Source organism: Marinibium conchae (genome assembly GCF_015595035.1).
Classification (GTDB): Bacteria; Pseudomonadota; Gammaproteobacteria; order Enterobacterales; family Alteromonadaceae; genus Glaciecola.
This window is the reverse complement of sequence record NZ_JADNRN010000001.1, coordinates 617,096-643,834: the sequence shown is the minus strand read 5'-3', so window position 1 is coordinate 643,834 and position 26,739 is coordinate 617,096. Positions and strand designations below refer to the sequence as shown.

The window sequence follows — 26,739 nt, the reverse complement described above, 5'->3', positions numbered from 1 at the left end:
AGAAAAAAAATGAATGTTAAATTGTTAGCCTCTCTTTTGTTATTAAATGTCAGTTCTTTTGCAATAAGTGAAGAAGAGGATATTACGGAGCGGATCCAAGGCTTGTGGATTCAGGATAAATCTCAGACATACAGCGATCATCAAAACGAGATGAGTGAGCTTTCTGAAGCCCTCAAGCTCTGCGTGAATGACGAAAGTTGTGGTGCAAATGTTTTTGAGTTTAACAATAAGCAAGTGACGGTTTTTATTGCAGTAATCGAGAACAATAAGGTTGCAGCTTACGAAAAACTAGGGCCATTTGATTTCACTATAAAAAATCTACAAGATTCGAGTGCTACCCTTTCCTATATCGATGATAACGCCCACGAACAGACAATTCGTTTCGAGGGAAAGCATTTGATTTTTGTCCATGATTACTTTGATGAATTTTTGATAAAAACGGATATCTCCAAATTAGACCGAGTGTCGACTGTAATCAATTAAACGTGATGCTGTAAGCTACACTGAGAAATTACCAACATACCACCTTAGCCTAATTCATCCACTTATCGGGCTCACTAAGAAAGGTTATCAGATGGTTAGAGCTATAGCATCCTAATCACACAATTCCTTTACCAATGGCCTGCCTTCACATGACAGTTCAAACTAACAGGTCATACAAAACTGACACAAATCAACATTTCAACAAACTGAGCTAGTCTAAAAGTTGGCAGTCTATGAGTTCTTGCTAACGCAAGAACTCATAGATGCTTTATTTGATCTGCGTAATTTAGTCCGCGTACCACATCCTTGCACTTCTGCCAGGAATGCGAACCCACTTGCTACTAGAATTGATTTGGAAGGTTTCGCCTGAAAAAGTGTCACGATAGTTACGATACCAATAGTATTTTTCGTTTGTACGTAACTCTACCCAGCGATCACCACCACATTTATTGATACCAACTACGCCCTCTTTACCGCGTCTGAAAGCGAGCACACAATCATCGGAATAAATCGTTTCTTGCCCTTGTCCTCTCACTTTATTATGAAAGCGAACCATGGCTTTGATATCTGATTGACGATAGTCATTCACCCAACGATTGTTATCTACACCTGTGCTATCGCTAAATACCATTGGTGCGCCATCACGACGACCTAACACGTAGGCATAGGCTAAATGCTCATCGCTTGGATCTAAAATCAAGTAACGAAATCCACCATTGGTAGGTATGTCGTGAGTAATCGGCATAGTTACTGCTCGGCTACCTGGTAAGGCATTCCCAAAAGCAATTGGATTCTCTAGTAAGGTCATGCTACCACCAGGACGAAGTGCGTTGCGCATGGTGTTTAGCAAAGGGAAATCGTATGCATCATGATCGGTGCCAGATAAGTAAGGACCTAAATAATTACGGTAGTCTGATGAATTAGTGCCACCACCAGTAATCACTTCACCAAAGATATGCATACCTCTCTTAATGCTGCTAGTGAATACTTGGTTCATGTGCCAATTCGTCATGTGTTTAGCTGCATCTACTCTAAAGCCTTTAACACCCATATCTTTAAGTGCTTGTAAGTATTGACGCTGTTGGCTTCGGACATAACCATTCGGATCTAAATCAGGTAGACCACGATCACCATTACCGCCGCATATGCGCCAATTTTGCACCTGCCAAATACTATTATAGTCGCTGATACAGGCTTCCGAATGAAAATCCCAAGGGCTCAGAAAGCCATTACTTAGATCGCCAAATAGCTTTTGCTTATTCCAATAGTTGGCGTTATTTTGGTAATCATTAAGTGCGCTGTCACCTGGAAAATAGGTAGAGTTGTTGCGTTCATTTGCCATGTGGTTCAACACAATATCAGCGTAGACAACAACGCCCTTGCTGTTTAAAGCATCAATCATGGCCTGAAAACTTTCTTTATTGCCTTGGCAATGGTCGATAACGCGATAGTCTTGCGGTTGATATCGTGCCCACCAAGCACAATTGCTGCCAGACTTTAATGGTGGCGCGACAAGTACCGCTTTGTAGCCAATATCTGCAATTTCGTTGGCTTTGTTTTTTACTTCATTGTAGTTCCAATTAAATGCATGGAGAATAACATCGGCTCTAGCATGTTGTATGCTGGCGATACTCCAAATAAATGTCACGATGATGATAGATATAGCTTTGAAAAAAGAAGCATTAGTTCTTGATTTCATAAGATCTTCCTAGTCGATCAGTGAATGGGAATCGCAGAGTATTTGTTAAAATATATCGAGTCAATCGTAAATGAAATGTTAACCAACTGAATACGTATGTAATGCCATTTCTTGCTTTTTTGGGTTCGGTTTGATTTCTACCCCATTTAATTTGAATGTGAATAGGACGAGCGTGCTATCAATAATATGTAGGGGATACAACACCTAAGTGCAAAGCAAGAGTCTGCGATGACATGCTAGGTAATCTTGTGCTGTAGGAGTGACTGGTGTAGATCAGTTATTGATCTTTGGTTTCAACACTCTTTTCCTGTTCTTTTGACTCCAGGACACCAGCCAAAGCGTTAGGTTTGCTTGATATTTTAAGTTCAGCACGTCCGCGCACCTCGCTCGTTGCCTCAACATACTTAAGCAGAACGGTTGTAATCTGACTAGTTTCGTATACTAAGGTCATAAAATCACTAGCATCCTTTGAATTAGCGAAGGAATAGTGAATAAATACGTCGTCGTCTTGCTGAGTAAGCTTGCTCACCTCAACGCTCTCCGGCGCTTTATCCTGAACAATCTCAGTCCAATGCTTTTTAGGCGGTTTATCAAATAACTTTTCTTGTTTGCTGTTCTCGGCGCAGGGACTATCAGAGAACTTCAACTCCCCTTTCTCGCTGGTACATTTATATACCTGAGCCTGAGATGTGGTGGATGCAAACAATAAAACTAGTGTTAGCAAGTACTTCATTTACCTTCTTCCTTTATAGCGTTTTGAGCAGCTAATGATGAGACTCTGCACTGCGATACTTTAAATTAGCTGTGGTTTCTTCGAAAATATACAATTTATACAGCAGTAAAGACAGTACATTTTTGATTACCGAGCATCATGTTATCGCATAGGAATACCCTATTGACCCAGTCTTAGCCGACCACGTTTTTAGCGTCAAATATGTACTTTGTGCGGTAAATGCGACAAAAGCGCCATTAGCTTTTTGATTTTTTTTAAACAAAGGTGTAATGTTGATAAACTTTGATTGTGTTGCAATAAACAGACAATGTGACTGCTAAGTTATTAATAGAAGCGACCTTTTTGTGTTTTCAAAAACACACAACTCTGGAACCGGTTGCATGTTAAATAGCGATTTTCATACACCATATGTCTATTTTATACCCTTATTTTATTTACTTTTGGTGCATCACAATTTAGGCTTCGCACCCTTAGCTATATTGGTCATCGGATGTGTGCCTTAAAATGCCACCCGTCGGAACCCGGACTGGTGACCTTATTAATAACTAATTGATCCTCAAAGACGGTCGTGACGAAGTAATTTAGTGACTAACATGGGCTCAAAAAATTTACACTTAACTCAAGGAAATAGACTACATGAAACGTATTATTGGCACGGTATTGTTTGGTGCCTTGTTCAGTTCTCAGGTTTTCGCCGACTACGCTGTCGTAGTACATCCTGAAAATAACGCTGAATTTGACACTCAATTGGTAAAGCGCATTTTTCTTGGCAGAGAAACTGCCTTCTCAAATGGTGAGATCGCGACAGTGATAACTCACTCTCCCGACTCTGCGCTTCGTACCGAATTCGATGAAGGAGTTCTCAACCGCAAAACTGCTGCTGTTAACGCCTACTGGTCAAAACTTGTATTCACTGGGCGCGGCGTTATGCCAACCACGGTTGAGTCAGACGCTGAGATGATCGAATTAATCTCAGAAAATAAAAACGCAATTGGCTTCATCGATACGTCCTCTGTCACCAGTGACGTTAAAGTCGTGAAAATAGACTAAGGAGTATGTCATGAAAAAAACACTTATAGCTGCAGCATTGACTGCATCAGTTGCTCTTCCAGCACACGCTGAAATACGCATTAATGGCTTCGCTAATTTAGTTGGTGGAGTTACAAGTAGCGACGAAACACTTTACGGTTACGACGAAAATTTCAACTTCAGCCAAGAGAGCTTATTTGCCTTGCAGGCAAGTGGCAGCATCAATGAAAAGATGACGGCAACCGTTCAGATTCTTGCTCGTGGTGAAAACGATTATGACCCAGAGTTCCAGTGGGCCTATGTAACGTATCGCATGACTAACAACACATCGTTCTCAGCGGGACGCTTCCGTTTACCACTATTTAAATATTCAGATTCATTGGATATTGGTTACTCTCACCATTGGGTGGCAGTACCGCAAGGGGTTTACGACGTACCATTTAACAATATTGATGGTTTCCGCCTTGATTACGCTGACTACATGGGCGATTGGGAAATCAAACTTGGTGCTTCAGTAGGTACTTTCGAAAACGAAGTAGGTGGCGGTGTTATTACTGGTGACAACACTTACCTAGTGAGTGCGGAAATTTCTAATGACTGGTTGAATGTTCGTACTGTTTACGGAACGTCTACAACGACTTTCTCTGAAACACAGATTGATGGCTTGGTCGGACAATTCAGTGCTCTAAGTCCCGCCTTCGGTGATTTTTATGCAATTAATGAAGACACTGCGAACTTCTTCGGTGCAGGTTTTAACATAGACCGTTACAGCTGGTTCCTTGCGGGCGAATTCACGAGAATTGAGATTCCAGATTCATTCTCATCAACTGATGACACTGCATACCTAACCGCTGGTTTTAGGGCTGGTAAATGGACGCCTTCACTGACATACTCTGTATTTGAAGGTGACGAACTGAAAGGTTCTGATGAACTTGCAGCCCTTGGTGAGCCGTTGAATTCAGCGTTGAGACCAATTATTAATGCCGTTAATGATAGATTCGCTGAAAACTATCAGGTTGCATCCGCAGCAATTCGTTACGATTATGCAGCTAACTTTGCGATAAAAGTTGATGTTAGCAAATACACTGACGATCTTGTTGAAGAAGATGATGCAACTCTAGTAAGATTTGCTATAAACTACGTGTTTTAAACGTTGCTATTTAAAAGCCCACGCAAGTGGGCTTTTATTTCCTGTCAGGATCTAACCCAAAGTAGCAATAGAAAACTGATTTAATGGTTAAGGAAATAAACTTGTGAAACAACTGTTGACCAACTCATGCGTTTATTGGAATGAGTCAATTTATGGATAATATGATTAAAAACACGCTTAAATATACCATCGGGATTGTTGCGTTTTTAGCACTCCTCGCCATTTATTTTTTCTTCATGATGAGCAAAAACCTCAGCTCTAATGAAGGCAACAGTGCTTCAAGTCAAAAAAGCGCTAGCACCTCTACACCTCAGCAGTGTGAAGCTGTCGATAATGCCGACGCCGCAGCTGAGATATCGATTATCAAACAAGACTTAGTGACAGCTCGCGATGAGGCAAGTTCGTGTGCAAGCTCTCTCACTCAATCACAGCAAAATATTTCCAGACTTGAAAACGAAATAGACCGAGTCCGTGCTTCTCAAAATAATGACCAGAGCGATGAACAAGCCCAGTTAATGGCAGAGCTACAAACCGCGAAAGATACCGTTCAAGGTCTACAAAACCGCATTAGTGAATTAGAAGAAGACAAACAAGAGCTTATCGCTGCAGGAACAAGCGCATCGAGTGATTCAAATGATGAAAAATTAAATGAAATTCAAGCGAGCTTGCAAGAGCGAAACGCAGAGAATCGTGAACTTTTATCACGTATATCATCGTTAGAGAGTAGGCTCGAAGAAAATGAAAGCGTTTTACAAAGAAATCGCCAGCTCCAAGATATCGAAACACAACTTGAGGCTGAATTAGCAACACTTAATCAAGAGAAGAACGAGCTACTTGCAAAGATTACAGAACTTGAAAGCTCAGGCAGTGAAACGCCTGAAGATTCTGCCCGCTCTAGCGTGCTCACAGTAGATAAATTTGAAACATTACCTACTTTTTGTGACCAACATCGCTCAGCAACACAGATTTGTGTAACGTCTTTTGAAATGACGGCCGAATTTAACTTCCGCCCAAATGGTTTTATTTCATTACGCCTCGTGGGGCCTGATGGCGACACAATACAGCGCGAATCTATTGCCGCTCAGAAAGTAAACCTGTTTAGTTTCACGTTTGATGGCGAGATTTTAGATGCTGGTGAATACACTGTTCAAATAAAAATTGATGATGTTTTTAACCAGTTCAACTCTGAGCAAAGTTTTACATTAAGCTTACCCGATGAGCTTTTAAACGAACTCAATTAAGGTCAATAGAGGAAATTATTATGCTTATTATCGTCTATACAGACCTCGCAAAAGCTTAGGATATTACAAATGGATGTACGTTTTTTCAAATTACACAAGTTGCTGTCACTCGCCTTTTTGGTATGTGTCTTGTTTCCAAATACTGCCTTAGCTTTCACTGGCTTTGTAAAGGAAGGTAGCCCTGGCACTGTAGCTGCACTTATATACGCACTGTTATTTGTCATAACAGTGTTACTGATCATACCCGTTGTTCAATTTTACTTCGCTGCTCTCAAAGGAGAAAGTGTTGATAAGGAACTGAAAGCTCTCAATCAATATATGCTCGACAAAGATACTGGGGCTATTTACCTTGATACAAAGGGCAAGATTGTTTTTGCAAATAAGTTGGTAAAGAAGCTACTTAATCAAGAACGTGATGTCGTAGGCAAAAAACTTGATACCTTCCTGGAGTTAACGTATAGCCCCAAGCTATTCACCAGTGATGGCAAAAAACCTACTATTATCAACACAAAAGTGGTTAAGGGTGATTCGCATATTGTGTTATCAGTGGGTGAAAAGCTCATTTTTGGAAAGGAAAACGTTCGTTTAGTCACCATGATTATACCAAGCGAAAGCGCTGACGGTAGCCAAGGTTTCGAGCATTTGATAAAAGAACTAGATGAAGTGAAAGGTGCTTTGAACAGTTCAGTTCAAGACATGGAAACAGTAATGCATTTGTCGCCTGTAGCCATTGGTAAATTGAATAAAAAGCATCAAATAATCAGTGCGAACAAGAGTCTTATAAAGCGTCTTAAGTACAGCGAAGCAGAACTTAAGAAAGGAAACATTTACAAGCTCTTTAGTAATTCTAAACAAGCTGAGCTTGCGTCAAATCAACTGAAAGAACAAAAACTATTACGCGATTTCCACGTTAAACTAGTGGGTAAAAACGGTAAAGAATATCCTGGCGAGATAACAATCGACACGATTGACGAAGAAAAAGGTGAGTATCTTTTTTGGATAATCAATCGCTCAGATGAACAATTTCAATACGAGAAGTTTGAAGCGCTTCTTCAGAATAATCAGTCACCGGCGGCAATTGTTACTAGCGAAGGCATGACCAAAGCTAACCGCCCTGCTTGCCAATTCTTTAACGTTGCCTCAGATGATATGTTGCGAGGCGTGTTCCCTTACGCTGAAAAATTCAATGATAGCGATGAAAAAGCAGAAAAGCTGGCGTCTATGTTCCAAACAGCCCGAGACAACGGTGGCACTGCGTCTGCAGATTGGACTTTTGAGATAAACGACAGAAAGCGTCCATGCCAAATCAAGCTGATACCAATATTCAAAGACAACCAATTTGATTCTGTATTGTTTTTATGGTCGGACATGACTGAAATACAGTTCAAAACAGACAGCTTAGCTCAAAGCGAAGTGAAGCTTAAAGAGGCCGTTTCTACTCTTGAAGCTAAGACTAAAGAAGTTGACAAGCTTCATGAGCAAATTAGCTCTGCGGCAACTGAAAAAGAAAATATTGCGTCTCAACTCTCCATCGCGCACAGCGAAAACAAGTTCTTACGTGAAAATGTTGAAGAGCTGACTGCTGAGAAAGAAAACTCATCAAATGGCAAAGCTGTACTGCAAGAAGAAATAGATAAACTAGCTGCGAAGCTGAAAGAAGCTGAATCGCGAGAAGCTTCCCTGACGAAAGAGCATAAAGTTGCTAGTCAAAAGCTAACAGACTTAGAGAAGCAACACAGTGAGGCATCAGATGCATTATCTGCAAGCAAAACTGAGTTGACCAAGCAGCGGGACGAATTAGAACAGCGTGAGTCTGAGCTGAAAAAGCTCACTAGCGAATATGAAGAACAGCAACAACAATTCGAGAAAACCAGCTCTGAGCTTGGTCTGTTGAAAGAAGACTTGCAGTCTAAATCTGAAAAATTAGACGAGTTTGAAGATACTATCTTTAAGCTTGAGCGTGAGAAAGAGAAAACACAGAGCGAAATAAGTCAGCTCAACGAAAAGGTTACTGAACAAAAAGAGCTCATCGAGAAAACTAAACAAAGCCAACAGGAAGTGCACAAAGACAGCTCCGAGGCGTTAAAAGAACTACAGGAGCAATTAGCCGCGCTAAGCTCTTCGTCAGAAGAGAAACAGCAGGCATTAATAGCCGAGCGAGAGAAGCTGCAAGACGAGCTTAGTGGTTCCCAAAGAGCATTGCAAAAAGCAAATCAGTCACTTGAAGAAGTTCAACAGTTATCTAAACAAAGTGACTCAGAAAGAGAAGCCCAGACGTCAACTATTGAAAAGCTCAAGACACAAATTACTGAGCTAGAAACCGAGTCTGCTGCGCAAAGAAAAGAGCTGTCGGCTGTAAACGAAAAATTAGAGTCAGATATTTCAAGCGAACATGGGAAAGCAGCATCACTTGAAGCGAGTGTTCAAGAGTCGAATAGAGAAATAGAGACACTCAAACAGAAGATCGAAGAACAAATGGCGATTATTGCCAAGTTCGAGAAACAAAGCTCTCAAGAGAATGCTGAGCGTCAATCAAGTCAAACCGATCTGCAGAATAAGCTATTGGAAGCAAGTGATACTATGCAGTCACTGCAACGCGAGATTGATAAAAAAGAAAGCCAGCAAAAACAATTAGCTTCTGAGCTTGAAGAGCAGAAGAAACGTGCTAGTGAGTATGAAGCCAGTGTTGCTGAGGCCGAAAAGGCTAGAAAAGAGCTCGAAAGCAAGCTGAATCAAACCGAAAAACAATTAGAGCAAGCTGCTGCGACCAAAGCGCCTGCCTCGGACGGAAAAGCATCGAGCAGTGCAGTGCAATTAAATAGGTCAGATGTCGAGTCTACACCATTGCCGGCAAAACCAGGCACATGGTTCGACTTAAGTACTTACTGGGCAACACAGTCGTCTAGCACAACGCTCACTAGTGCTTTACTTGAGCTCTTTGGCAATATCGACGAACTGATTGAGTTTGGTGATCAAGCTACTAATGACGGAAGTGCACAAAAGCTAATTCAGTTGGCGCACAAGCTAGTGATATTGTCGAAGAGTATCAACGCTGAACCGCTTATTGATTTGGCACAAAGCATTGAGTACGATTGCAGCCAAGGCATGGACGATAACGCCCTACTTCGCTGGTATCCGACACGTCAAGGTCTAGAGCGCAGTAGACGGGTTGTTTACGACCACTTACAACGCTTATAAGACTGCGTTAATTAAAAATCTTGTTTCCTGTATTCCGGCGGCAAGGTTTTTTTTGTGAAAAAAAACATAGAATGGGTTATAATCTGCACACATCGGAGGAGTTTTGAGCGATAAATCAAAATTCCCAATCAAAACATCACTTTAGTGCGTCTACTCGACATGCTTGATAATTCGTAAAATAATGGAAGGCTTAGCCAGAGGGATAAGGAAATATTTGCAATGAGGAATTTCGTATTATCAATGAAAGAATCTCTTCTTAGAGCGGTTCCCATTGGTGCTGCATATGACAATAATCAAGCAATCCAACGACAATACGAAACTGTGCGCACCCCGTTCATTATAGATAATCGTGAACAGGTGGTTACTGAAGTGCTGCTTGGCGAGCCAATTATAATGAACAATGACACTCGAAGCTCGTTGCCAGAAATCACTGTTCTACTCAAATACTTAGGCCACATAAAAGCCGGAGACGTAGTGGCCGCTGCCGAGTTAAACTCACCGAAAGAAATTGCATTGGAGCGATTACAACAGTTTATTGATCGTTTTGATTTGATGGTACTAAAAGGTACCGGCAAAAAAGCATTTGATGGAAAATCACAGATCATCAGCTTATTTAGAGATGGAAGCAAATCACTATTGTTAGTCAAAAAAGCAAACAACTACGTAACTGGTCATTTCTTTTGCGATAACGATGGCGACTGTAAACTAGTGTCAAACCATGAGAACTACGACCTCACCTTACTAGAAAAGGTCAAAACCCTGCTCGACTGATAATAGCAAATTATGTTGTTGTATATTGCTCCCATAAATCAATGCTTTTTTGGGCATTTTGGGAAATTAACATGTCGCTCATATCAGGCGTAAACAAAGAGCTGCCTAAACCAAAACCATCCGCCCCCGCAGCAATGAATGATTGAAAACAATCACTACTAAGCGTTATCCCACCGACGGGGAAGCATTTTGTTTCGCTAGGAAGAATCGATCTCAATGCTTTAAATCCGTCAATCCCCATCACATTTACAGGGAAAATTTTAAGAATATCAGCACCAGCTTCTAATGCTTGAAAGGCTTCGGTAGGAGTGAATACACCGCTACAAACCAAAACATCATTGTCTTTGCAAAAACGAATAAGCGCGGGATTTGTATTCGGCGAAACGATGAATTCCGCACCCGCTTCAATGGCCATTGCTGCATCACTAACAGTAGTCACGGTTCCGGCCCCAAACATAGGCCTATGAGAATGCTCCTCGTTAGCCATTCCAAAGCTATGCGAACACATTAGCTGAATGCTTTCTACGGCATTTTTACCGTTAAGTGGTACTTCTATCATTTGAAAGCCTCTATCGACTAAAAGCTGAGCAATAGAAATTACCCTGCTAGGATTGACTCCTCTCAATATCGCAATAAGTGGCAACATACTTCTCTCCTTCTAATTTTAATAATCAACGTAGACAAAATATATTTGTGGACAAGACTTGAGATTTTCGCGTATAAAACCAAATAAAGTCTACGACATTAAGCGTCTGAAATAGTGTTATAAAACAGTGGAGAAAACAATGTCGAAATCGTCTGCAGATGAACTCTCATTTTTTGAAGAAATGAATGATGTTAAGCCGCTGGCAAAAAGCGACAAAGTGGCCGTTTTTAATAAACCAAAAGAAACATTAGCACAAAAGCTCAAGCGCGAGGCTTTGGAAGCAGAAATAGAAAAAGACGATAACGGACTTAGTGTAGAAAGAGTAGAGCCTGTTGCCCCGCACGACTTCATTGAATACAAACAAGATGGAGTACAAGACGGCGTATATAAGAATTTGCGCTTGGGTAAATACCAAATAGATACAACCTTAAACATCACTCACATGAAGTTTGATGAAGCGCGTTTAAGTCTTTATAGAACAATTAAAGACTGTCATGAACGCGGGATCAGGACCTTATTGCTGCAGCACGGCTTGGGATTAAATAGTAAACCTTTTCCTGCTTTCTTAAAAAGTTACGTGAATGTCTGGCTTCGTGAAATAGACATGGTAATTGCCTTTCACACCGCACAAAAACAACATGGGGGCCTAGCCTCAGTGTATGTGCTAATGAAAAAACACCCTAATCAAAAACTGATTAACCGCGAAAAGAATCGTCGCGGTCAATAGCATTTAGCATCTTTAACCAACAAAGACTCTAGCGTTTCTAAACATGCGCATCCACGGGCCATCTTCCTTCCATTCATCCGCGCGCCAAGAGTTGCTCACTGCCCTAAACACGCGCTCAGGATGAGGCATCATAATTGTGCTTCTTCCATCATCCGATGTTAGACCAGTAATACCTTGAGCTGAACCATTTGGGTTTGCGGGGTAATGAGTAGTAACCCGCCCATAGTTATCGACATAGCGAAGCGCAATTTGGGCTTGATTTTTCAAGGCTTGTAATTGATTTTCAGCCTTAAACTCAGCCCTTCCTTCGCCGTGCGAGACAGCTATCGGCATTCTGGAACCTTCCATGCCTTCGAGTAAGACTGACTTAGAGTTACCTACCTCAACCATAGCTACTCGAGCTTCAAAACGCTCTGATTGGTTGCTTACAAAATGCGGCCAATGCTCTGCGCCAGGAATGAGTGATTTTAGGTTAGAAAGCATCTGACAACCGTTACAAACACCTAGCGAGAAGGTCGATTGGCGTTCAAAGAAATCTTTGAAAGTAGCGCGAACTTCTGCATTAAAGAGTATCGATTTTGCCCAGCCTTCACCAGCGCCAAGCACGTCACCATAACTGAATCCACCACAAGCAACCAAGCCGGCAAAGTTATCAAGTGAGCGCCCAGCAAGCATATCGCTCATGTGCACGTCAATCGGATTAAACCCAGCTCGATGAAAAGCAGCCGCCATCTCTACGTGAGAGTTTACGCCCTGCTCTCTCAGTATTGCGACCTCTGGTTTGGCACCCGTATTAATATACGGTGCGCTCACATCTTTATTTAAATCGAAGGTGAGTAAACTGTGTAAACCAGGATCTTCGGCATCGGCTTTTGCATTATGCTCTTGCTCAGCACATTCAGGATTATCTCGCAAAGTTTGCATTGCAAAGGTTGTGCTTGCCCACATTTGACGATAGGCAGTACGGGTATTCTTAATTAGCAACTCGTTATTTTTAGAAATACAAATTCGATCTAGGTCGTTAATACTCGCCACGCTATGAATGATATCAGCAAGACCGAAGTGAGAAGCCAGAGCCATTAATTCCGCTTTGTTGCTATCAGCCACTTGAATAACGCCACCAAGCTCTTCATTGAAGAGTACTGCAGCAGGGTCACCCTCTAAGCCGCTAATGTCTACTTCTAAGCCTTTTTTCCCAGCAAAAGCCATTTCCACTAGGCTAGTGAACAAGCCACCATCAGAACGGTCGTGATAAGCATTTATTAACTCTTTGCTCACGGCTTCTTGCATAAACATAAAATAGGCCTTAAGCGCTGCAGCATCATCAACATCAGGCACCTCGCTACCGAGCTTGCCATACACCTGAGCTAAACAGGACGCGCCCATTCGATTCTTTTGTTTGCCAAGATCAATGAGCAATAGGCTGGAATCTTCACCTATATCACGAATTTGAGGGGTAATCGTCTTACGCACGTCTTTTACCGCGCCAAAGGCGGTAATCACTAATGATAAGGGTGAAGTAACAGCCTTTTGAGTCCCCTCGTCTTCCCATGCAGTTTTCATTGACATTGAGTCTTTACCCACAGGAATGGTCAAACCGAGTTCAGGGCAAAGTTCTTCTCCTATCGCTTTAACTGCTTCATACAAACCAGCATCTTCACCGGGGTGATTAGAAGCCGACATCCAGTTAGCCGATAGTTTGACGCGTTTTAAATCACCAATGTCGGTGCCTGCCATATTCGTCAGGGCCTCCGCTACCGCAAGACGAGCCGACGCTGCATGATTTAACAGTGCCACCGGAGTACGTTCGCCCATGCTCATTGCTTCCCCAGCGTAAGTGTCAAAAGCAGAAGTGGTAACGGCGACATCCGATACGGGCACTTGCCATGGTCCCACCATCTGATCTCTCGATACCATGCCTGTAACGGAGCGATCTCCTATTGTGATTAAAAAGGTCTTTTCAGCAACGGTAGGTAAACTCAATATGCGATGAATAGCATCGGCTAGATCAATATTGCTTGTTGTAAAATCGTCACCGACCGCTTTTTTAGAAACAACGTTTTTGCTCATTTTAGGTGGTTTGCCCAACAGAACATCAAGCGGCATATCAATTGGCTTATTGCCAAATTTACTATCACTCAAGGTAAGGTGTTGTTCACGAGTCGCCTCGCCTACAATGGCGAATGGTGCCCGCTCGCGTTTACAAATTGATTCAAAAAGTGCTATGTTTTCAGGCGCTACCGACATAACGTAACGCTCTTGTGATTCGTTACACCAGATCTCTAGCGGTGACATCCCCGGTTCATCATTGGGTACTTCGCGCAGTTCAAAAACACCACCTCGCCCACCATCATTCACTAGCTCAGGAAACGCATTTGAGAGCCCTCCGGCACCTACGTCATGAATAAATTGAATGGGGTTTTTATCACCCAACTGCCAGCATTTATCGATAACTTCTTGGCAGCGCCTTTCCATTTCGGGGTTTTCACGCTGCACCGAGGCAAAATCGAGGTCAGCATTACTCTGACCTGATGCAACCGATGATGCTGCTCCGCCCCCCAAGCCAATGTTCATAGCAGGGCCACCCAACGCGATAAGCTTTGCACCAACAGTAATTTCGCCTTTTTGAATATGGTCTTTTTTAATATTTCCCAAACCACCTGCCAACATAATTGGCTTGTGGTAGCCGCGCACTTCTTCCCCGTTGAAACTATTTACTTTCTGTTCAAAAGTACGGAAATATCCCAATATATTGGGGCGGCCAAACTCATTGTTAAATGCTGCGCCACCCAGTGGCCCTTCAAGCATAATATCAAGGGCGTTTACTATTCGTTCAGGCTTGCCATAATGTTCTTCCCATGGCTGTTTGGCATTCGGTAAGTGTAAATTCGACACTGAAAAACCAACCAGACCGGCTTTAGGTTTTGAACCACGACCCGTTGCACCTTCATCACGAATTTCACCACCAGAACCTGTAGCAGCGCCTGGAAATGGCGAAATAGCGGTAGGATGATTATGGGTTTCTACTTTCATTAGAATATCAATATCTTGATGATGGTAATCATACTCGCCGCTATCAGCGTTAGGATAAAAGCGCCCTGCCTTCCATCCTTCCATCACCGCAGCGTTGTCGCTATATGCAGAATGCACAAAATCGGTCGACACTTCGTAGGTATTCTTGATCATCTTAAATAAAGACTTTGCTTGCTTTTCGCCGTCGATAGTCCAATCAGCGTTAAATATCTTATGTCGACAGTGCTCACTATTGGCTTGAGCGAACATGTACAGTTCGATATCGTTTGGATTTCGGCCCAATTCGGTGAAACTATCAAACAGATAATCAACTTCGTCGTCAGCGAGGGCAAGGCCCAGTGACGTATTGGCATTAATTAGTGCTTGTTTACCGTTTTCTAGTATGGCAACAGAAGTAAAAGGCTTGGCATCTGCCCGAGCAAATAATTGCTCGGCACTATCTAGCGAGGTAAACACGCTTTGTGTCATTCGGTCGTGCAACGGCTTAGCTAATTGCTGCAAATCAAACTCACCTTCGAACTCAACATGGTATGCGATGCCACGCTCAATTCGTTGAACTGAAGTCAAACCCGCATTTTGAGCAATATCGGTTGCCTTTGATGACCAAGGGGAAATTGTACCAGGGCGAGGCGTAACAAGAATGAGCAGCTTCTTTTCTTCGAGCTCGCTGTTTTTACCTAACATTTCAGGATCATGGCTTTCTGGGCCATAAGTTAGCAATTGCTCAAGTACATCACGCTGTTCGACAGACAAGTTGGCGCCTTTATCAATATTGACAAAATGCATATAATTAGCAGTTACTTTACTTACTTTTAAGCCTGCAAGGGCATATTGAGCAAGGAGTTTTTCCTGTTTGAATAGTGATAAAGCTGATGAGCCGGAAAGAGTTAACATATAGTGGATACCAATCAGTAGGTTGCAAGTAGAGATACTTGAGATTTCAGGCAATTCAAAGCCTATCAATTGGCGCAAGATTATAGATGAAAAATGAGCACTTTATAAGTGATAGAGGCTTTCTATTTTTCGCTTTTTAATATTTATTTTGTACTGCCTATAGATGCCAGCACTAAATTTCGTCACAATGAAGGTCATGAGATATTCGAATGCCACAAAATACAGAGCTATATATAGAGCTATGCCGCTTTGCATGCAAGAACATAGGCTAGTGCGAGCGCTTTTTCAAAAAGTTAGGCGCTTGTGTGTTTTTGCAGCTCTACTAAGCTCTCTGTTTCTACTCAGTTCCTGTAGCCAGCCGCAACACTCCTCCTCATTGAGTAAAATATTGCAGTCTGGTGTGTTAAAAGTCGGGTCAGTCTATGGCAGAACAACTTACTACAATGGTTCGACGTCCCCAGAGGGCTTTGAATACGAACTCGCTCAGGGTTTTGCTGACTACTTAGGCGTGCGCCTCGAAGTTTATCCCTATTATTCGTACAGAGAGTTACTCCCTCAGCTTGATAATCGTCAAGTTGATTTACTTGCAGCGAATATCACCATGACAGAAGCACGTAAAGAAGCGTATCGCTTCGGGCCTGCTTATCAATCAGTTAATTTTGAGTTGGTTTACAAAAAGGGAACCAATCGGCCTCGTGACATCGAACAACTTGATGGTGAGCTGACCATCGTTGCCAACGATCTATACCGAGAACCACTTACCGCCTTTATTGAAGATGATGAAGCACCTTTCTGGCAAGAAACCGCCGAGAAGGATATTGAAGAATTACTTGAGATGGTATCGAATGACGAGCTCGACTACACCTTATCCGACTCAAACATATTAGCTGTTGCTCGCCGACGTTACCCTAATTTAGGAATTGGCTTTTCAGTTACTGACACCTTGGAAATTGGCTGGCTTTTAAATAAAAACACCGACGATTCTCTCAGAGCGGCACTTATTGAGTACTTTGGCATTGTTCAATCAAATGGCAAGCTTAGCTCCCTAGAAGACAAATACTTTGGCCATGTTCAATCATTTGACTTCGTTGACACTCGCGCATTCATGCGCGCAGTTGAGAGTACGCTACCCACCTACCGACCACTTTTCGAAGCCTATGCTGGCGAGAATGATTGGCGCTTAATTGCCGCGATGAGTTACCAAGAGAGCCACTGGGATCCAAAAGCAAAATCGGCAACTGGGGTGCGCGGCATGATGATGCTTACTCTCGCGACGGCTAAAGATATGAAAGTAACATCGCGACTCGATCCAGAACAAAGTATCAGCGGCGGCTCACGCTATTACTCAAGTTTATTACGTAGAATTCCGGAGCGAATTCAGTCTCCTGACAGACTATGGATGGCGATGGCAGCATATAATGTTGGCTTAGGTCATTTAGAGGACGCTCGAAAAATTACTGAGCGCCAGGGCTATAACCCAGACTTGTGGGTCGACGTGAAAAAGCATCTTCCACTGCTGCGCCAGAAAAAATTCTACAAAAATACACGATATGGCTACGCTCGTGGTGACGAAGCCGTTAATTATGTTGACAACATACGCCGTTATTATGACACCCTTGTATGGTTGGAAGAGCAAACAGAGCTTCCGGCCATTGAGGAGTCTGAAGCAGTAAACTCCGAAGCGGGTGCCACTGAGACAAACAACTCGGAAACTAACAACTCAGAAACTGGCAGCCCAGTAACAACGCCTGCCGAGAGCGATAAGCCGAATTAACAAGTTCAGGCTTGTAACCTAGGCGTAACAATCACGTCATGAAAATGAGATAAACCATTCATCAAACCGTCACTTTGATGGTCTAATTTTTGCTTACACCCTTGACAACTAGCTCTTGTAAAAGACAAGCAGTTGTCAATTTTCATTAACAGTTATCGAGCTTGAAAGATGTTGGAAATTGAACGAATTTCACAAGCAAACGTTCTTACAAGCAACAAACTGTAAAATATTTTTAATGTAAGTGAATCAAAGAGAGAACAAATGAGAAAGACTAATACTTTTAGCGCAGCGCGCAGATTACGCGCCAACAACCAACGCAGAACATTGCTGAAGAAGGTACATCAACGAGTACTTCAAAGACGTAAACAATTCGCTGCAGCTTGCCTAAACGAAGAATCTAGTGGCGATTTTCAGCAAGCCTGTTAGGACACAATCTTATCGCTCGACCCTGCAACCTTGCTTTGCTGTTTAATTCGCTTTTCAGTCTTTTTTTGTTGTCGTCTTTTCTTGAAAAACGCCGATATTTGAGAGGCACATTCATTCTTTAGACAGCCACCATCAACCTCAATCTGATGGTTAGCATAGTCATGATTTACCAAGTCCATCACACTTCCTAATGCGCCTGTTTTTTCATCGAATGCGCCAAATACGATCCGCTTCACTCGGCCATGCAACATCGCTCCTGCACACATAGGGCATGGCTCTAAGGTAACGTAAACAGTTGCGTCAGTAACCCGATAGTTTTGAATGTTTTTCGCTGCTTCTTTAAGTGCTATTAATTCAGCATGAGCACTAGGGTCGTGAAGTGTTATAGGCTGATTGTAACCTTCACCAATTATGGTGCCGTCGATAACGACCACAGCCCCAACAGGCACCTCACCGATGGCTTCCGCCTTCTCTGCAAGTGCTAGCGCTCTATGCATAAACAGTTCGTCTTGGCTACCCACAGTATATTCCTCGCAAAGCCATGTTGGTATCACCCTTAGTATAATGAAGGTTCAAAGCAATAACCATGTAATTAATTGCACAACTTTTTGGTCAAAATAACGAACAATGGCCTCGTCGATATTCAGCAGAAAACATAAAGCATTGTTTTTAATAGGGATATTTTATGGCAGCTTTTTTGCTAATTCTTTTATTACGAGTGCAGGAAAAACATTTTTTCCATATTTTAATGACTATTGGCACATGCTACTTTTGCGCTAACTAGTAAAATATAACCTTTATTGTAAATCCTCACATTTAACAAATCATTGTAAGCTAGGTTTTACGATGTTAGTTTTATATCAATAGGAGAGACGTATGAACTTAACAGCTATTATAATTGTCGCTATTTGTGTAGGCGGTATTACTAAGATTATCGATACCCTTGCCCGCAACAAGCGCAAAAAATCGGATAATTTTGCGAACGAGGACAAAGAAGCACTTCTTCTTCAAATCAAAGAGATGAACGAGCGCATACAGACACTTGAGAGAATCGTAACCGATGAAAAATACTCTCTTAATAAAGAATTTGAAAACCTTCGAAGGGAACCTGCAGCATAAATGACCAGCTCTTATAAGCAATATCCAATTGGTGTCGCCGGTAAACCTTGGGGCGACGATGAAAAACAACAATGGTTTACTCGCCAAGTTGTCAAGCGCAGTTACGCCCTGGAAGTAGAGAGTAAGCTAAAGCAACTCCACCATGAAGTTATCCAATATGGTGAGTTATCGTACTCGCAACTTAGTACCACCTATCCCCTCTACTGTATCAAGATAGGAAACCAGGATAAGCGTTTACCAAACGTACTTGTTACAGGCGGTGTTCACGGTTATGAAACTAGCGGCGTACAAGGCGCGATTGAATTTGCCAAGAGCGCTGCAAGCAAATATCAAGATAATGCTAATATTTTTATACTTCCCTGCATCAGTCCATGGGCTTACGAAACTATTAACCGGTGGAATCCTGACGCAATTGACCCAAATCGCTCATTCAAGTTAACGGGACCAAGCCAAGAGGCTAATCAAGCAATGGCCTTTGTTGCTTCCTTAGGTGTTGAGTTTTTAATGCATATCGATTTACATGAAACAACAGACACAGACAACTCAGAATTTCGCCCAGCGCTGAGTGCTCGTGATGCAATTGAACAAAAAGTTTGGGATATTCCCGACGGTTTCTATACGGTTGGGGACACGGCTAGGCCGCAAGCTGAATTTCAGCGAGCCATCATTCAAGCTGTTGAGAAAGTTACCCACATAGCCGAAGCGGATCCCGATGGTAAAATCATTGGAGCCCGATGCGAGCAACGCGGCGTGATCAACTACGACAAAAAATCTCTCTACCTGTGCGGTGGTTTCACCAATGCTGAATATGTAAGCACAACTGAGGTTTATCCCGATAGCCCAAATGCCAGCGATGCCATTTGCACACAAGCGCAAGTTGCTGCGATAAGTGGTGCCTTGGATTATCTCGAGGCTAAAGGGCTTATATAGCCTTTTAGCGCTGCTAAGTTAACATGCTCGCTGATTTAGCGCTTATTCCGGCGGGCTTTATTTGCCATTCTCTTTTCTGTTCGTTGCTCTTTTCGATCTTTTTTATCTGGGGTTAACGAACCTTCTTTGAATCGTTCTTTACGTTTTTCTTTATCTGCGATCTTTTTGGCTGCTACCTCAGCCATTTCACGTTTTTCAACAATTAACATCTCGGGAGTTTCTAAGGTAATTTGCCCTAATTTTCCCGAACGCAGTTCATTTATTAGTACTTCACAAATTTTGTGTAAGTTAACTCTACCACCGGCCATTTTAGCCCCGCGAGAAAGCGCTGCGGCCTCTAAAAATGCGAGCTCAGTATCAGGTAAGTGATCTAGCTTAAAGCGCTCTTGCATAAGCTCTGGATATGCTTTAATTAAGTAGTCAGCAGCGTAAAAGCCTACATCATCATACTCCATAGCAGTGTCTTTAACCGCCCCAGAGGCCGCTAGCCGATAGCCCGTGTTGGGGTTTTCTAGTTTGGGCCAAAGTACTCCGGGAGTATCATACAAAACAATACCGCTGCCTAAATTTATGCGTTGTTGGCTTTTTGTTACGGCTGGCTCATTGCCTGTTTTAGCGATAGTTCGGTCTGCCAAAATATTAATGAGGGTTGATTTACCCACATTGGGAATACCCATGATCATTGCGTTAACGGTTTTTACAGAAGCGTCTTTTTGTGCACAAATTTTTCGGATCAATTCGATAATTTGTTTACTTTTAGCCGTGTTCGTAGTGGAAGTGGTAAAAGTTTTAACGCCTCGCTCAGATTCAAGGTGTTCTTGCCACCTTGCGGTAATGACTGGATCAGCTAAGTCGGCTTTATTCAGTATTTTCAACACCGGCTTATCACCGCGTATTTTAGCTATTTCGGGGTTTTCACTTGAATAGGGAATGCGAGCATCGAGTACCTCTATCAGAATATCAACCTGACTCAACGCCTCTTTTATCTCTTTTAGGGCTTTGTGCATGTGCCCTGGAAACCAATGAACTGCCATTGTGTGCCTTCGTACTATATTTTTAGCCTAGTTTACTGTATTTCACCTAAAAAATTAGACTAATTTCCATAAAGCAAAAAGTTCTCTATACGCTCAACACGTCTGGGCTTTCCAGAAATGACAAGAACATCATTCGCCTGCAAGCGTGTATCGGCATCTGGGTATTCTATTTCTACCTGTTCTCGTCTAAGCCCATTTACCGTGACTCTTCGCCTTTTAATATCAAGCTCGGCCAAAGTCTTGTTTACCGCAAAAGCTTCGGCACTGATCAGCACCGCATGCATAAACTCTAACTTGTCCTTCGTGCCGTAAGTGATTTCAGTTGTTTCACCTGGATAAAAACCGTGCATGTGTTTATAGCCTTTCTTACGCTCATTTCTAACACGTTTTAGAATACGAGACATCGGCACCCCAGCACTATGAAGCACCTGCGATACCAACATCAAACTGCCTTCTTGTATTTCGGGTACCACCTGACTTGCACCCGCTGCGTAAAAATCATCAGATTGATAGTCTTTTCGCGTTCTAACAACCACCGGCAAAGCCTTTTTAATACCATTGATGGTGTTGACTACCCTTAACGCCTTATCGTGATGGTCAAAAGTAATCAGTGCTAGTTGCGCGTGCAGTATTCCGGCAGACTTCAACAGGTCTCGTTGGCTAGAATCCCCATACATGATATTTTCACCCGCCAGCCGTGCTTCTTGAACACGAATAGGGTCGATATCAACAGCAAGATACTTGATCCCCTCAAGCTTCAACATTCGGGCAACTGACTGACCTACTCGCCCAAAACCTAAAATAAGCACATGATTCGATAGTTCCTGGCGCTCATGCTGCGGGGCTAGCAGGTCGATATCTTCAAGTGCTTTGTTTGGTGCGATACGTTTCGCTATGCTAGCACTGTGTGTTATCAACCACGGGGTTAAGGCCATGCTGAGTAGGCCGACACTGATCAACATCGAGCTGTGTTGGGCACTGATAAGTTCATTTTGAGCGGCTAAGGCGGCAATAACAAAACTAAACTCTCCCATTTGCGCAAGCTTAATTCCCGCAGCCCATCCGTCTTGTGTGTTTCGTTTTAATAGCCATGCACTAAAACTCACGACAGCTGTTTTTATCAGGACAAGTACCGCCACCCCTAAAACAACCCAATGCAATTCACCAAAAAAAACATCCAACTCAAGTTTCATACCCACGGTAATGAAGAACAAGCCCATTAGAATATCTCGAAAAGGACGAATATCTGATTCTAGCTGATGGCGATACTGTGATTCGCTCAACATCATTCCAGCAAGAAAGGCACCTAGTGCCATCGACAAACCGAAAGCATAAGTGGTTCCGGCAGCTAGCAGGGCTACCAAAATTGTGGTTAATACAAAAAGTTCATCGGTGCGAGTGCGCGCCACCTCATTGAAGATTTTAGGAAGCAACCAACGACCCATCGACAACAATAACACTACCACAACAACACCTTTAAACAGGGCAAAAAGCATCGCAGTGCCAATACTTTGCTCTGCGCTTTCGGCCAACAAAGGGATCACAATCAAAAATGGTACAACAGCGAGATCTTGAAATAGCAGAATGCTCACTGCCATTTGTGAGCGAGGCGTATTGAGATGACCTGCTTCGTCAATCTGCTTAATGACGATAGCCGTTGACGACAAAGCCAGCATGCCACCAATGATGATAGAGGTACCAAGACTAATATCGAACAAGTAGGCAATAGAGGCAAAAATAAGGGTCGTGAAAAGCATCTGCGCAAAACCTACTCCAAATACGAGATTTCGCATCGCCATGAGTTTGGGTAGGGAAAACTCTAAACCTAAGGAAAAGAGCAAAAAAACAATACCGACTTCTGCTAATAAGTGCATTTGTTCTGGGTCAGTATAAAGCGACAATATTTGAGGGCCAGCTATTAGGCCAACGGCAAGATAGGCAAGTATGGCCGGCAAGTTAACCCGCTTAAAAGCCCAAACTAAAATAACCGACAGAGTCATCAATGTAATCACATTGACAAAATTAGCATCCACGTTCTATTCCTCTGATAAATGTGTCTGGAAAAAACAGGCACAGCTTTTGCTTAGGAGTACTACAAGGGTAAAAACTAGACTAAAGCAGTAAGATAAAAACAAGATAATTCGACAACTTATTGAGAGTGTATGCGCTGATAGTGCGATATTCGCACAAATTGGTGTTTATATACACAATCTATATCAATGAAACTGTCAATTACTTGTCATTATCGTCAAAAGTCTCGTTAGCGCGCTAAATAGTGAGCCTTGTACATCAGCGTAAATCGCTCACTTGTATTTTTATCGTAATGTTATTGGAGTAGTCAATGGACATCCTTGCCGTAAATGAAACTGAGAGCACTAAGGAAAGTTCACTAGTTGAGTCCCGAGTTATTCAGGGCTTCGACTATCAAGACGAGACACTTGGTACTATGTTAACAAGCACTGAATCTTCAAATATTATGAAATCGATGATGCAATCGATTGATCTGCATGAATTAGCAAGTGCTTATTTTGCACTTCTTACAAGTAAGCTACCTTGTAGCGCGATCAAAATTAATTTTGCAAACCAAACTCTTGCCTTCGGTACTGAAGAACGCAGCGGCCGCAGTTTGAAAATATCCCTAGATTATGGCCAACCTTTCGGTGCTCCTCAGCATGCACAACTCGCATATGTATTTGACAAGGTATTGACGCCAGTTCAGCGCAAACTATTGTCTGAAGTACACGCAATCTATGCAATGGGTTTAAAGCATGCTTTGGAGTATTACCGAATTCGTCAATTAGCCACAAAAGACATGTTAACTGGACTATATAACCGTTCCCACTTCAACGATTCATTACAAAAGCTCATGAGTATCAGTCTGCGGAACAAACAAAGCTTTGGATTGTTAGTACTTGACCTCGATAACTTTAAGCAGGTGAATGATAAATTTGGCCATCAGTGTGGTGATCAGGTTCTCATAGAGTTTGCCAATGTTCTACAGTCATGTTTGCGCGAGTCTGATCATGCATTCCGCTTTGGTGGAGATGAGTTTTGCTGCCTGTTAGTTGATAGCGATAAACGTGCAAATGAGAGCGTTGCCAAACGCATTCAACAAGCACTTGCAGACACGCCTCTATTTCAAAAGCATGACGTATCAAGCAGCGTGGGCGCAACAACTTTTCGTGCCGAAGATAGCGAAAAAAGTTTATTCCACAGAGCCGATTTGGCTCTTCTGAGCGCAAAGCAGAACGGTAAGAACTTATTCAAAGCCGCCTAATCTTAGCGTTTGAGTGAGAACAAACATAGGCAAACCATTACCGCGCTCGGCAATAATGGGCCGACGTATTTGAAGCAGCATGACTGCCTGCATTAATTTTTAGCACTGTTTGAGGCAAGCTGTTAAGTGTCTTTGCGTTTATCAATTAACAAACAGGCGTATTGATTGACGCTAACCACGGGCACTGCCAAACGCCGCCAAGGCGTTACCTTAGCTTCTTTCAGCCAAGCCTTAACGCTTTTCGATGGGCGGTTTTTTGCTATTTTCACTTTCTTAGAAAGCTGCCCAAACTCGACACAAACGGAAGTATTTTCCTCAGTATTCTCAAGCGGCACTATGTTAAATATAGTCTTATCAAGCTTACTGAGATGACCACTATTACTCGTGTTGATAATCTCCGAAATCTCACTCGCTTGCTCTTCAAACTTAATGAATAGATGTTCGTCATTAGCACACAAACTAAAGGCATTCACCCTGAGGACTTTGCTTTGCAGGTCTTTAAGCTTGAGCTGATAGCTTTCAGGCGCTATTTTGCAAAACTCAGTATCTTTCACCCAATAAAGCGCTGAATTGAATTTTTGGCAATGGTAGCCTTGAACTGATAATAGCCCGTTTTTGTCAGTGCCACTTTCCGCGATCGATATCAGCTCAGCAGCTTGTTTGTGGGAAAGTGCTTTGGCCAAGTAGGTGGATGTCCACCTGCGAAGTACTTCATATTGCAATGCTTGGGCTAAGGCTAACAAGGCCTTTGTAGGTAACTCGCCCTTTGAACCGATGATATTCGAGAGAGTTTCACTTGCTAAGGACTCGATAAGCGAATTTTGCTGAGCACATAATTTGGCGCTGCGAGCGACAGTGTTCGCGAATTGCGGCCAGCGTTTTGTTAATGAAGGTAAAAGCTCATTACGCAGAAAGTTCCTATCAAAACGTGAATCCTGGTTTGAATCGTCTTCAACCCAAGACAAATTGTTGAGTTTGGCGTAATGAATAACATCTTGCTTAGCAATACCAAGTGATAAAAATGGTCTTGCATACTGAACACCGGCGCCAGAAACGAAAAATTCAGCCATGCCCGACAAACCTTTTGGCCCTGCGCCTCTTTTCAATTGAAGAAGGAGGGTTTCGACTTGATCGTCGATATGCTGAGCAAGTAACACAATACTATTGCCGTCCTTACCAAGCATTAGCTCATCAATTGCAGCGTAGCGTGCTTCCCGAGCTTTCTCTTCAAGACTTTGACGAGCCTTCTGACTAAGCTCAACGCGCTTAGACAAGAATGCTACATCGTAACTCTTGCAAAGCTCCTTACAGAATTTCTGCCAAGCATTCGCTTGCTCGTTTAAGCCATGGTGAATGTGTACAGCGGAAAGGCTCAACATGTCATTCTGTTTAGCCCATTGGGAACAAACATGAAGTAACACTACGGAGTCAACGCCTCCGCTTAAGGCGATGGTAAGTTCTACAGATTCATTGGACGAAAATTGAGGAAGTTTAGAAAAGAAAGAGGCAAGCCCTGAAACCAATGAATGACTTATATTGGTAGTCAATAGCTAGCCCCTTTTTATATTCGTACTGTTGTAGTAATCGTTAACAACTTTCTTTAACAATAACCGAAAGACATTAAGCGCTCGTATCGCTCTTCAAGCAGTGTTTCTGTCGGCAAGGTTTGTAACTGTGCTAATTGTTGTTTCAATACTGCTTTTAAGTTCGCGGCCATACCTGCATGGTCGCGATGAGCAGCACCGAGGGGCTCTTCAATAATCGTATTAATTAAGCCCAGCTCTTTGATTTGCGGTGCTGTCACACCCATTGCTTCAGCCGCAATTGATGCTTTGTCGGCACTTTTCCATAAAATAGACGCACAGCCTTCTGGCGAAATTACTGAATAGGTACTGTATTGCAACATGTTTACTCTGTCGCCAACACCGATAGCTAACGCACCACCGGAGCCCCCTTCACCAATTACGGTACAAATGATCGGAACCGTGAGCTCAGCCATCACTTTAAGATTCATGGCTATTGCTTCACTCTGCCCGCGCTCTTCAGCACCTACGCCCGGATATGCCCCCGGCGTATCAATAAAGGTTATGATCGGAAGCTTGAAACGTTCAGCCATTTTCATTAAACGCAACGCTTTACGGTAGCCTTCAGGTTTAGGCATACCAAAATTACGCTTGATTTTCTCTTGAGTATCTCGGCCTTTTTGGTGTCCTATGATCATCACAGGTACATCATCAAGTTTAGCTAAGCCTCCAATAATCGCTTTGTCGTCTGCATAAGCGCGATCGCCCGCTAACTCATCAAAATCTGTTAAGATTCTATCAATATAATCTTGAGTGTAAGGTCGCATAGGATGACGAGCAATTTGTGATACTTGCCAGGCTCCTAGGTTAGAGAAAATTTTTGTGGTTTCCTCGGCACACTTTTCACGTAACTTCCCAATAGATTCTTCAATGCCCACATCGAATTCACCACCTTGGTTCACGATGCGAAGCTCTTCTATTTTGGCTTCTAGCTCAGCAATTCGCTGTTCGAAATCCAAAAAATGTCCTGTCATGTTTTATCCTAACACCTT

At 42.6% G+C, this 26,739-nt stretch carries 21 protein-coding genes; 12 read left to right on the top strand and 9 right to left on the bottom strand.

All coding sequences use genetic code 11. The features are described from left to right. Positions 1 to 9 precede the first annotated feature (9 nt). Positions 10 to 483: a hypothetical protein gene (locus ISG33_RS02660; protein WP_195732007.1), complete on the top strand. Its 474-nt coding sequence runs from the start codon at positions 10 to 12 to the stop codon at positions 481 to 483. Positions 484 to 769: 286 nt separating this feature from the next. Here the strand turns inward: ISG33_RS02660 and ISG33_RS02655 are convergent, their stop codons facing one another. After that, the gene (locus ISG33_RS02655; RefSeq protein ID WP_195732006.1) at positions 770 to 2,182 is read right to left on the bottom strand and encodes an alpha-amylase family protein; all 1,413 of its coding nucleotides are present in this window, start codon (positions 2,180 to 2,182) and stop codon (positions 770 to 772) included. 277 nt (positions 2,183 to 2,459) lie between these two features. Further along, complete coding sequence (locus ISG33_RS02650; RefSeq protein ID WP_195732005.1) at positions 2,460 to 2,915, bottom strand: DUF4124 domain-containing protein; 456 nt, start codon at positions 2,913 to 2,915, stop codon at positions 2,460 to 2,462. A gap of 636 nt (positions 2,916 to 3,551) precedes the next feature. Here ISG33_RS02650 and ISG33_RS02645 point away from each other — a divergent pair. The 5 genes from ISG33_RS02645 (at position 3,552) to ISG33_RS02625 (ending at position 10,304) form a co-directional block, all read left to right on the top strand. Further along, the gene (locus tag ISG33_RS02645) at positions 3,552 to 3,965 is read left to right on the top strand and encodes a type 2 periplasmic-binding domain-containing protein (RefSeq protein ID WP_195732004.1); all 414 of its coding nucleotides are present in this window, start codon (positions 3,552 to 3,554) and stop codon (positions 3,963 to 3,965) included. Between the two features lie 10 nt (positions 3,966 to 3,975). Then, entirely contained in the window at positions 3,976 to 5,094 is a 1,119-nt protein-coding gene (locus ISG33_RS02640) for a topoisomerase IV (protein WP_195732003.1), read from the top strand. A gap of 152 nt (positions 5,095 to 5,246) precedes the next feature. Beyond that, entirely contained in the window at positions 5,247 to 6,335 is a 1,089-nt protein-coding gene (locus ISG33_RS02635; RefSeq protein WP_195732002.1) for a hypothetical protein, read from the top strand. Between the two features lie 69 nt (positions 6,336 to 6,404). After that, positions 6,405 to 9,533, top strand: a complete 3,129-nt coding sequence (locus ISG33_RS02630) for a PAS domain-containing protein (protein ID WP_195732001.1) — start codon at positions 6,405 to 6,407, stop codon at positions 9,531 to 9,533. A 219-nt stretch (positions 9,534 to 9,752) separates the two neighbouring features. Continuing rightward, positions 9,753 to 10,304: a hypothetical protein gene (locus ISG33_RS02625; RefSeq protein WP_195732000.1), complete on the top strand. Its 552-nt coding sequence runs from the start codon at positions 9,753 to 9,755 to the stop codon at positions 10,302 to 10,304. A gap of 10 nt (positions 10,305 to 10,314) precedes the next feature. Here ISG33_RS02625 and ISG33_RS02620 read toward each other — a convergent pair whose 3' ends face one another. Beyond that, positions 10,315 to 10,950, bottom strand: a complete 636-nt coding sequence (locus ISG33_RS02620; RefSeq protein WP_195731999.1) for a beta/alpha barrel domain-containing protein — start codon at positions 10,948 to 10,950, stop codon at positions 10,315 to 10,317. A gap of 139 nt (positions 10,951 to 11,089) precedes the next feature. On the opposite strand from ISG33_RS02620, the gene smrA reads away from it, so the two are divergent. Further along, on the top strand, positions 11,090 to 11,677 hold the full coding sequence (smrA, locus tag ISG33_RS02615; RefSeq protein WP_195731998.1) for a DNA endonuclease SmrA: 588 nt from the start codon (positions 11,090 to 11,092) through the stop codon (positions 11,675 to 11,677). Positions 11,678 to 11,689: 12 nt separating this feature from the next. On the opposite strand, the gene purL is transcribed toward smrA, so the two are convergent. Further along, the gene (gene purL / locus ISG33_RS02610; protein WP_195731997.1) at positions 11,690 to 15,604 is read right to left on the bottom strand and encodes a phosphoribosylformylglycinamidine synthase; all 3,915 of its coding nucleotides are present in this window, start codon (positions 15,602 to 15,604) and stop codon (positions 11,690 to 11,692) included. Positions 15,605 to 15,791: 187 nt separating this feature from the next. On the opposite strand from purL, the gene mltF reads away from it, so the two are divergent. Beyond that, on the top strand, positions 15,792 to 17,378 hold the full coding sequence (gene mltF / locus ISG33_RS02605) for a membrane-bound lytic murein transglycosylase MltF (RefSeq protein WP_370545299.1): 1,587 nt from the start codon (positions 15,792 to 15,794) through the stop codon (positions 17,376 to 17,378). A gap of 261 nt (positions 17,379 to 17,639) precedes the next feature. After that, the gene (locus ISG33_RS02600; protein WP_195731995.1) at positions 17,640 to 17,804 is read left to right on the top strand and encodes a hypothetical protein; all 165 of its coding nucleotides are present in this window, start codon (positions 17,640 to 17,642) and stop codon (positions 17,802 to 17,804) included. Here the strand turns inward: ISG33_RS02600 and tadA are convergent. Next, positions 17,801 to 18,325, bottom strand: a complete 525-nt coding sequence (gene tadA, locus ISG33_RS02595; RefSeq protein WP_255528848.1) for a tRNA adenosine(34) deaminase TadA — start codon at positions 18,323 to 18,325, stop codon at positions 17,801 to 17,803. The genes ISG33_RS02600 and tadA overlap by 4 nt on opposite strands. A 355-nt stretch (positions 18,326 to 18,680) precedes the next feature. On the opposite strand from tadA, the gene ISG33_RS02590 reads away from it, so the two are divergent. Both ISG33_RS02590 and ISG33_RS02585 read left to right on the top strand, forming a co-directional pair. Continuing rightward, positions 18,681 to 18,923, top strand: coding sequence for a hypothetical protein (locus tag ISG33_RS02590; protein WP_195731994.1), 243 nt, complete (start codon positions 18,681 to 18,683; stop codon positions 18,921 to 18,923). After that, positions 18,924 to 19,853, top strand: coding sequence for a M14 family metallopeptidase (locus tag ISG33_RS02585; RefSeq protein ID WP_195731993.1), 930 nt, complete (start codon positions 18,924 to 18,926; stop codon positions 19,851 to 19,853). A gap of 35 nt (positions 19,854 to 19,888) precedes the next feature. Here the strand turns inward: ISG33_RS02585 and ylqF are convergent, their stop codons facing one another. Continuing rightward, on the bottom strand, positions 19,889 to 20,887 hold the full coding sequence (gene ylqF, locus ISG33_RS02580; RefSeq protein ID WP_195731992.1) for a ribosome biogenesis GTPase YlqF: 999 nt from the start codon (positions 20,885 to 20,887) through the stop codon (positions 19,889 to 19,891). A gap of 59 nt (positions 20,888 to 20,946) precedes the next feature. Continuing rightward, on the bottom strand, positions 20,947 to 22,920 hold the full coding sequence (locus tag ISG33_RS02575; RefSeq protein ID WP_195731991.1) for a monovalent cation:proton antiporter family protein: 1,974 nt from the start codon (positions 22,918 to 22,920) through the stop codon (positions 20,947 to 20,949). A gap of 308 nt (positions 22,921 to 23,228) precedes the next feature. Here ISG33_RS02575 and ISG33_RS02570 point away from each other — a divergent pair, with 308 nt between their 5' ends. Next, positions 23,229 to 24,164 carry a GGDEF domain-containing protein gene (locus ISG33_RS02570; protein WP_195731990.1) on the top strand — a complete coding sequence of 312 codons (936 nt, stop codon included), beginning with the start codon at positions 23,229 to 23,231 and terminating at the stop codon, positions 24,162 to 24,164. A gap of 122 nt (positions 24,165 to 24,286) precedes the next feature. Here the strand turns inward: ISG33_RS02570 and tilS are convergent, their stop codons facing one another. Both tilS and accA read right to left on the bottom strand, forming a co-directional pair. Then, a complete protein-coding gene (gene tilS / locus ISG33_RS02565; protein ID WP_195731989.1) occupies positions 24,287 to 25,711 on the bottom strand; it encodes a tRNA lysidine(34) synthetase TilS in 1,425 nt (474 codons plus the stop codon). 53 nt (positions 25,712 to 25,764) lie between these two features. Beyond that, positions 25,765 to 26,721 (bottom strand): acetyl-CoA carboxylase carboxyl transferase subunit alpha, encoded by a 957-nt coding sequence (gene accA / locus ISG33_RS02560; protein ID WP_195731988.1) that lies wholly within the window; start codon positions 26,719 to 26,721, stop codon positions 25,765 to 25,767. Between the last annotated feature and the right edge of the window lie 18 nt (positions 26,722 to 26,739).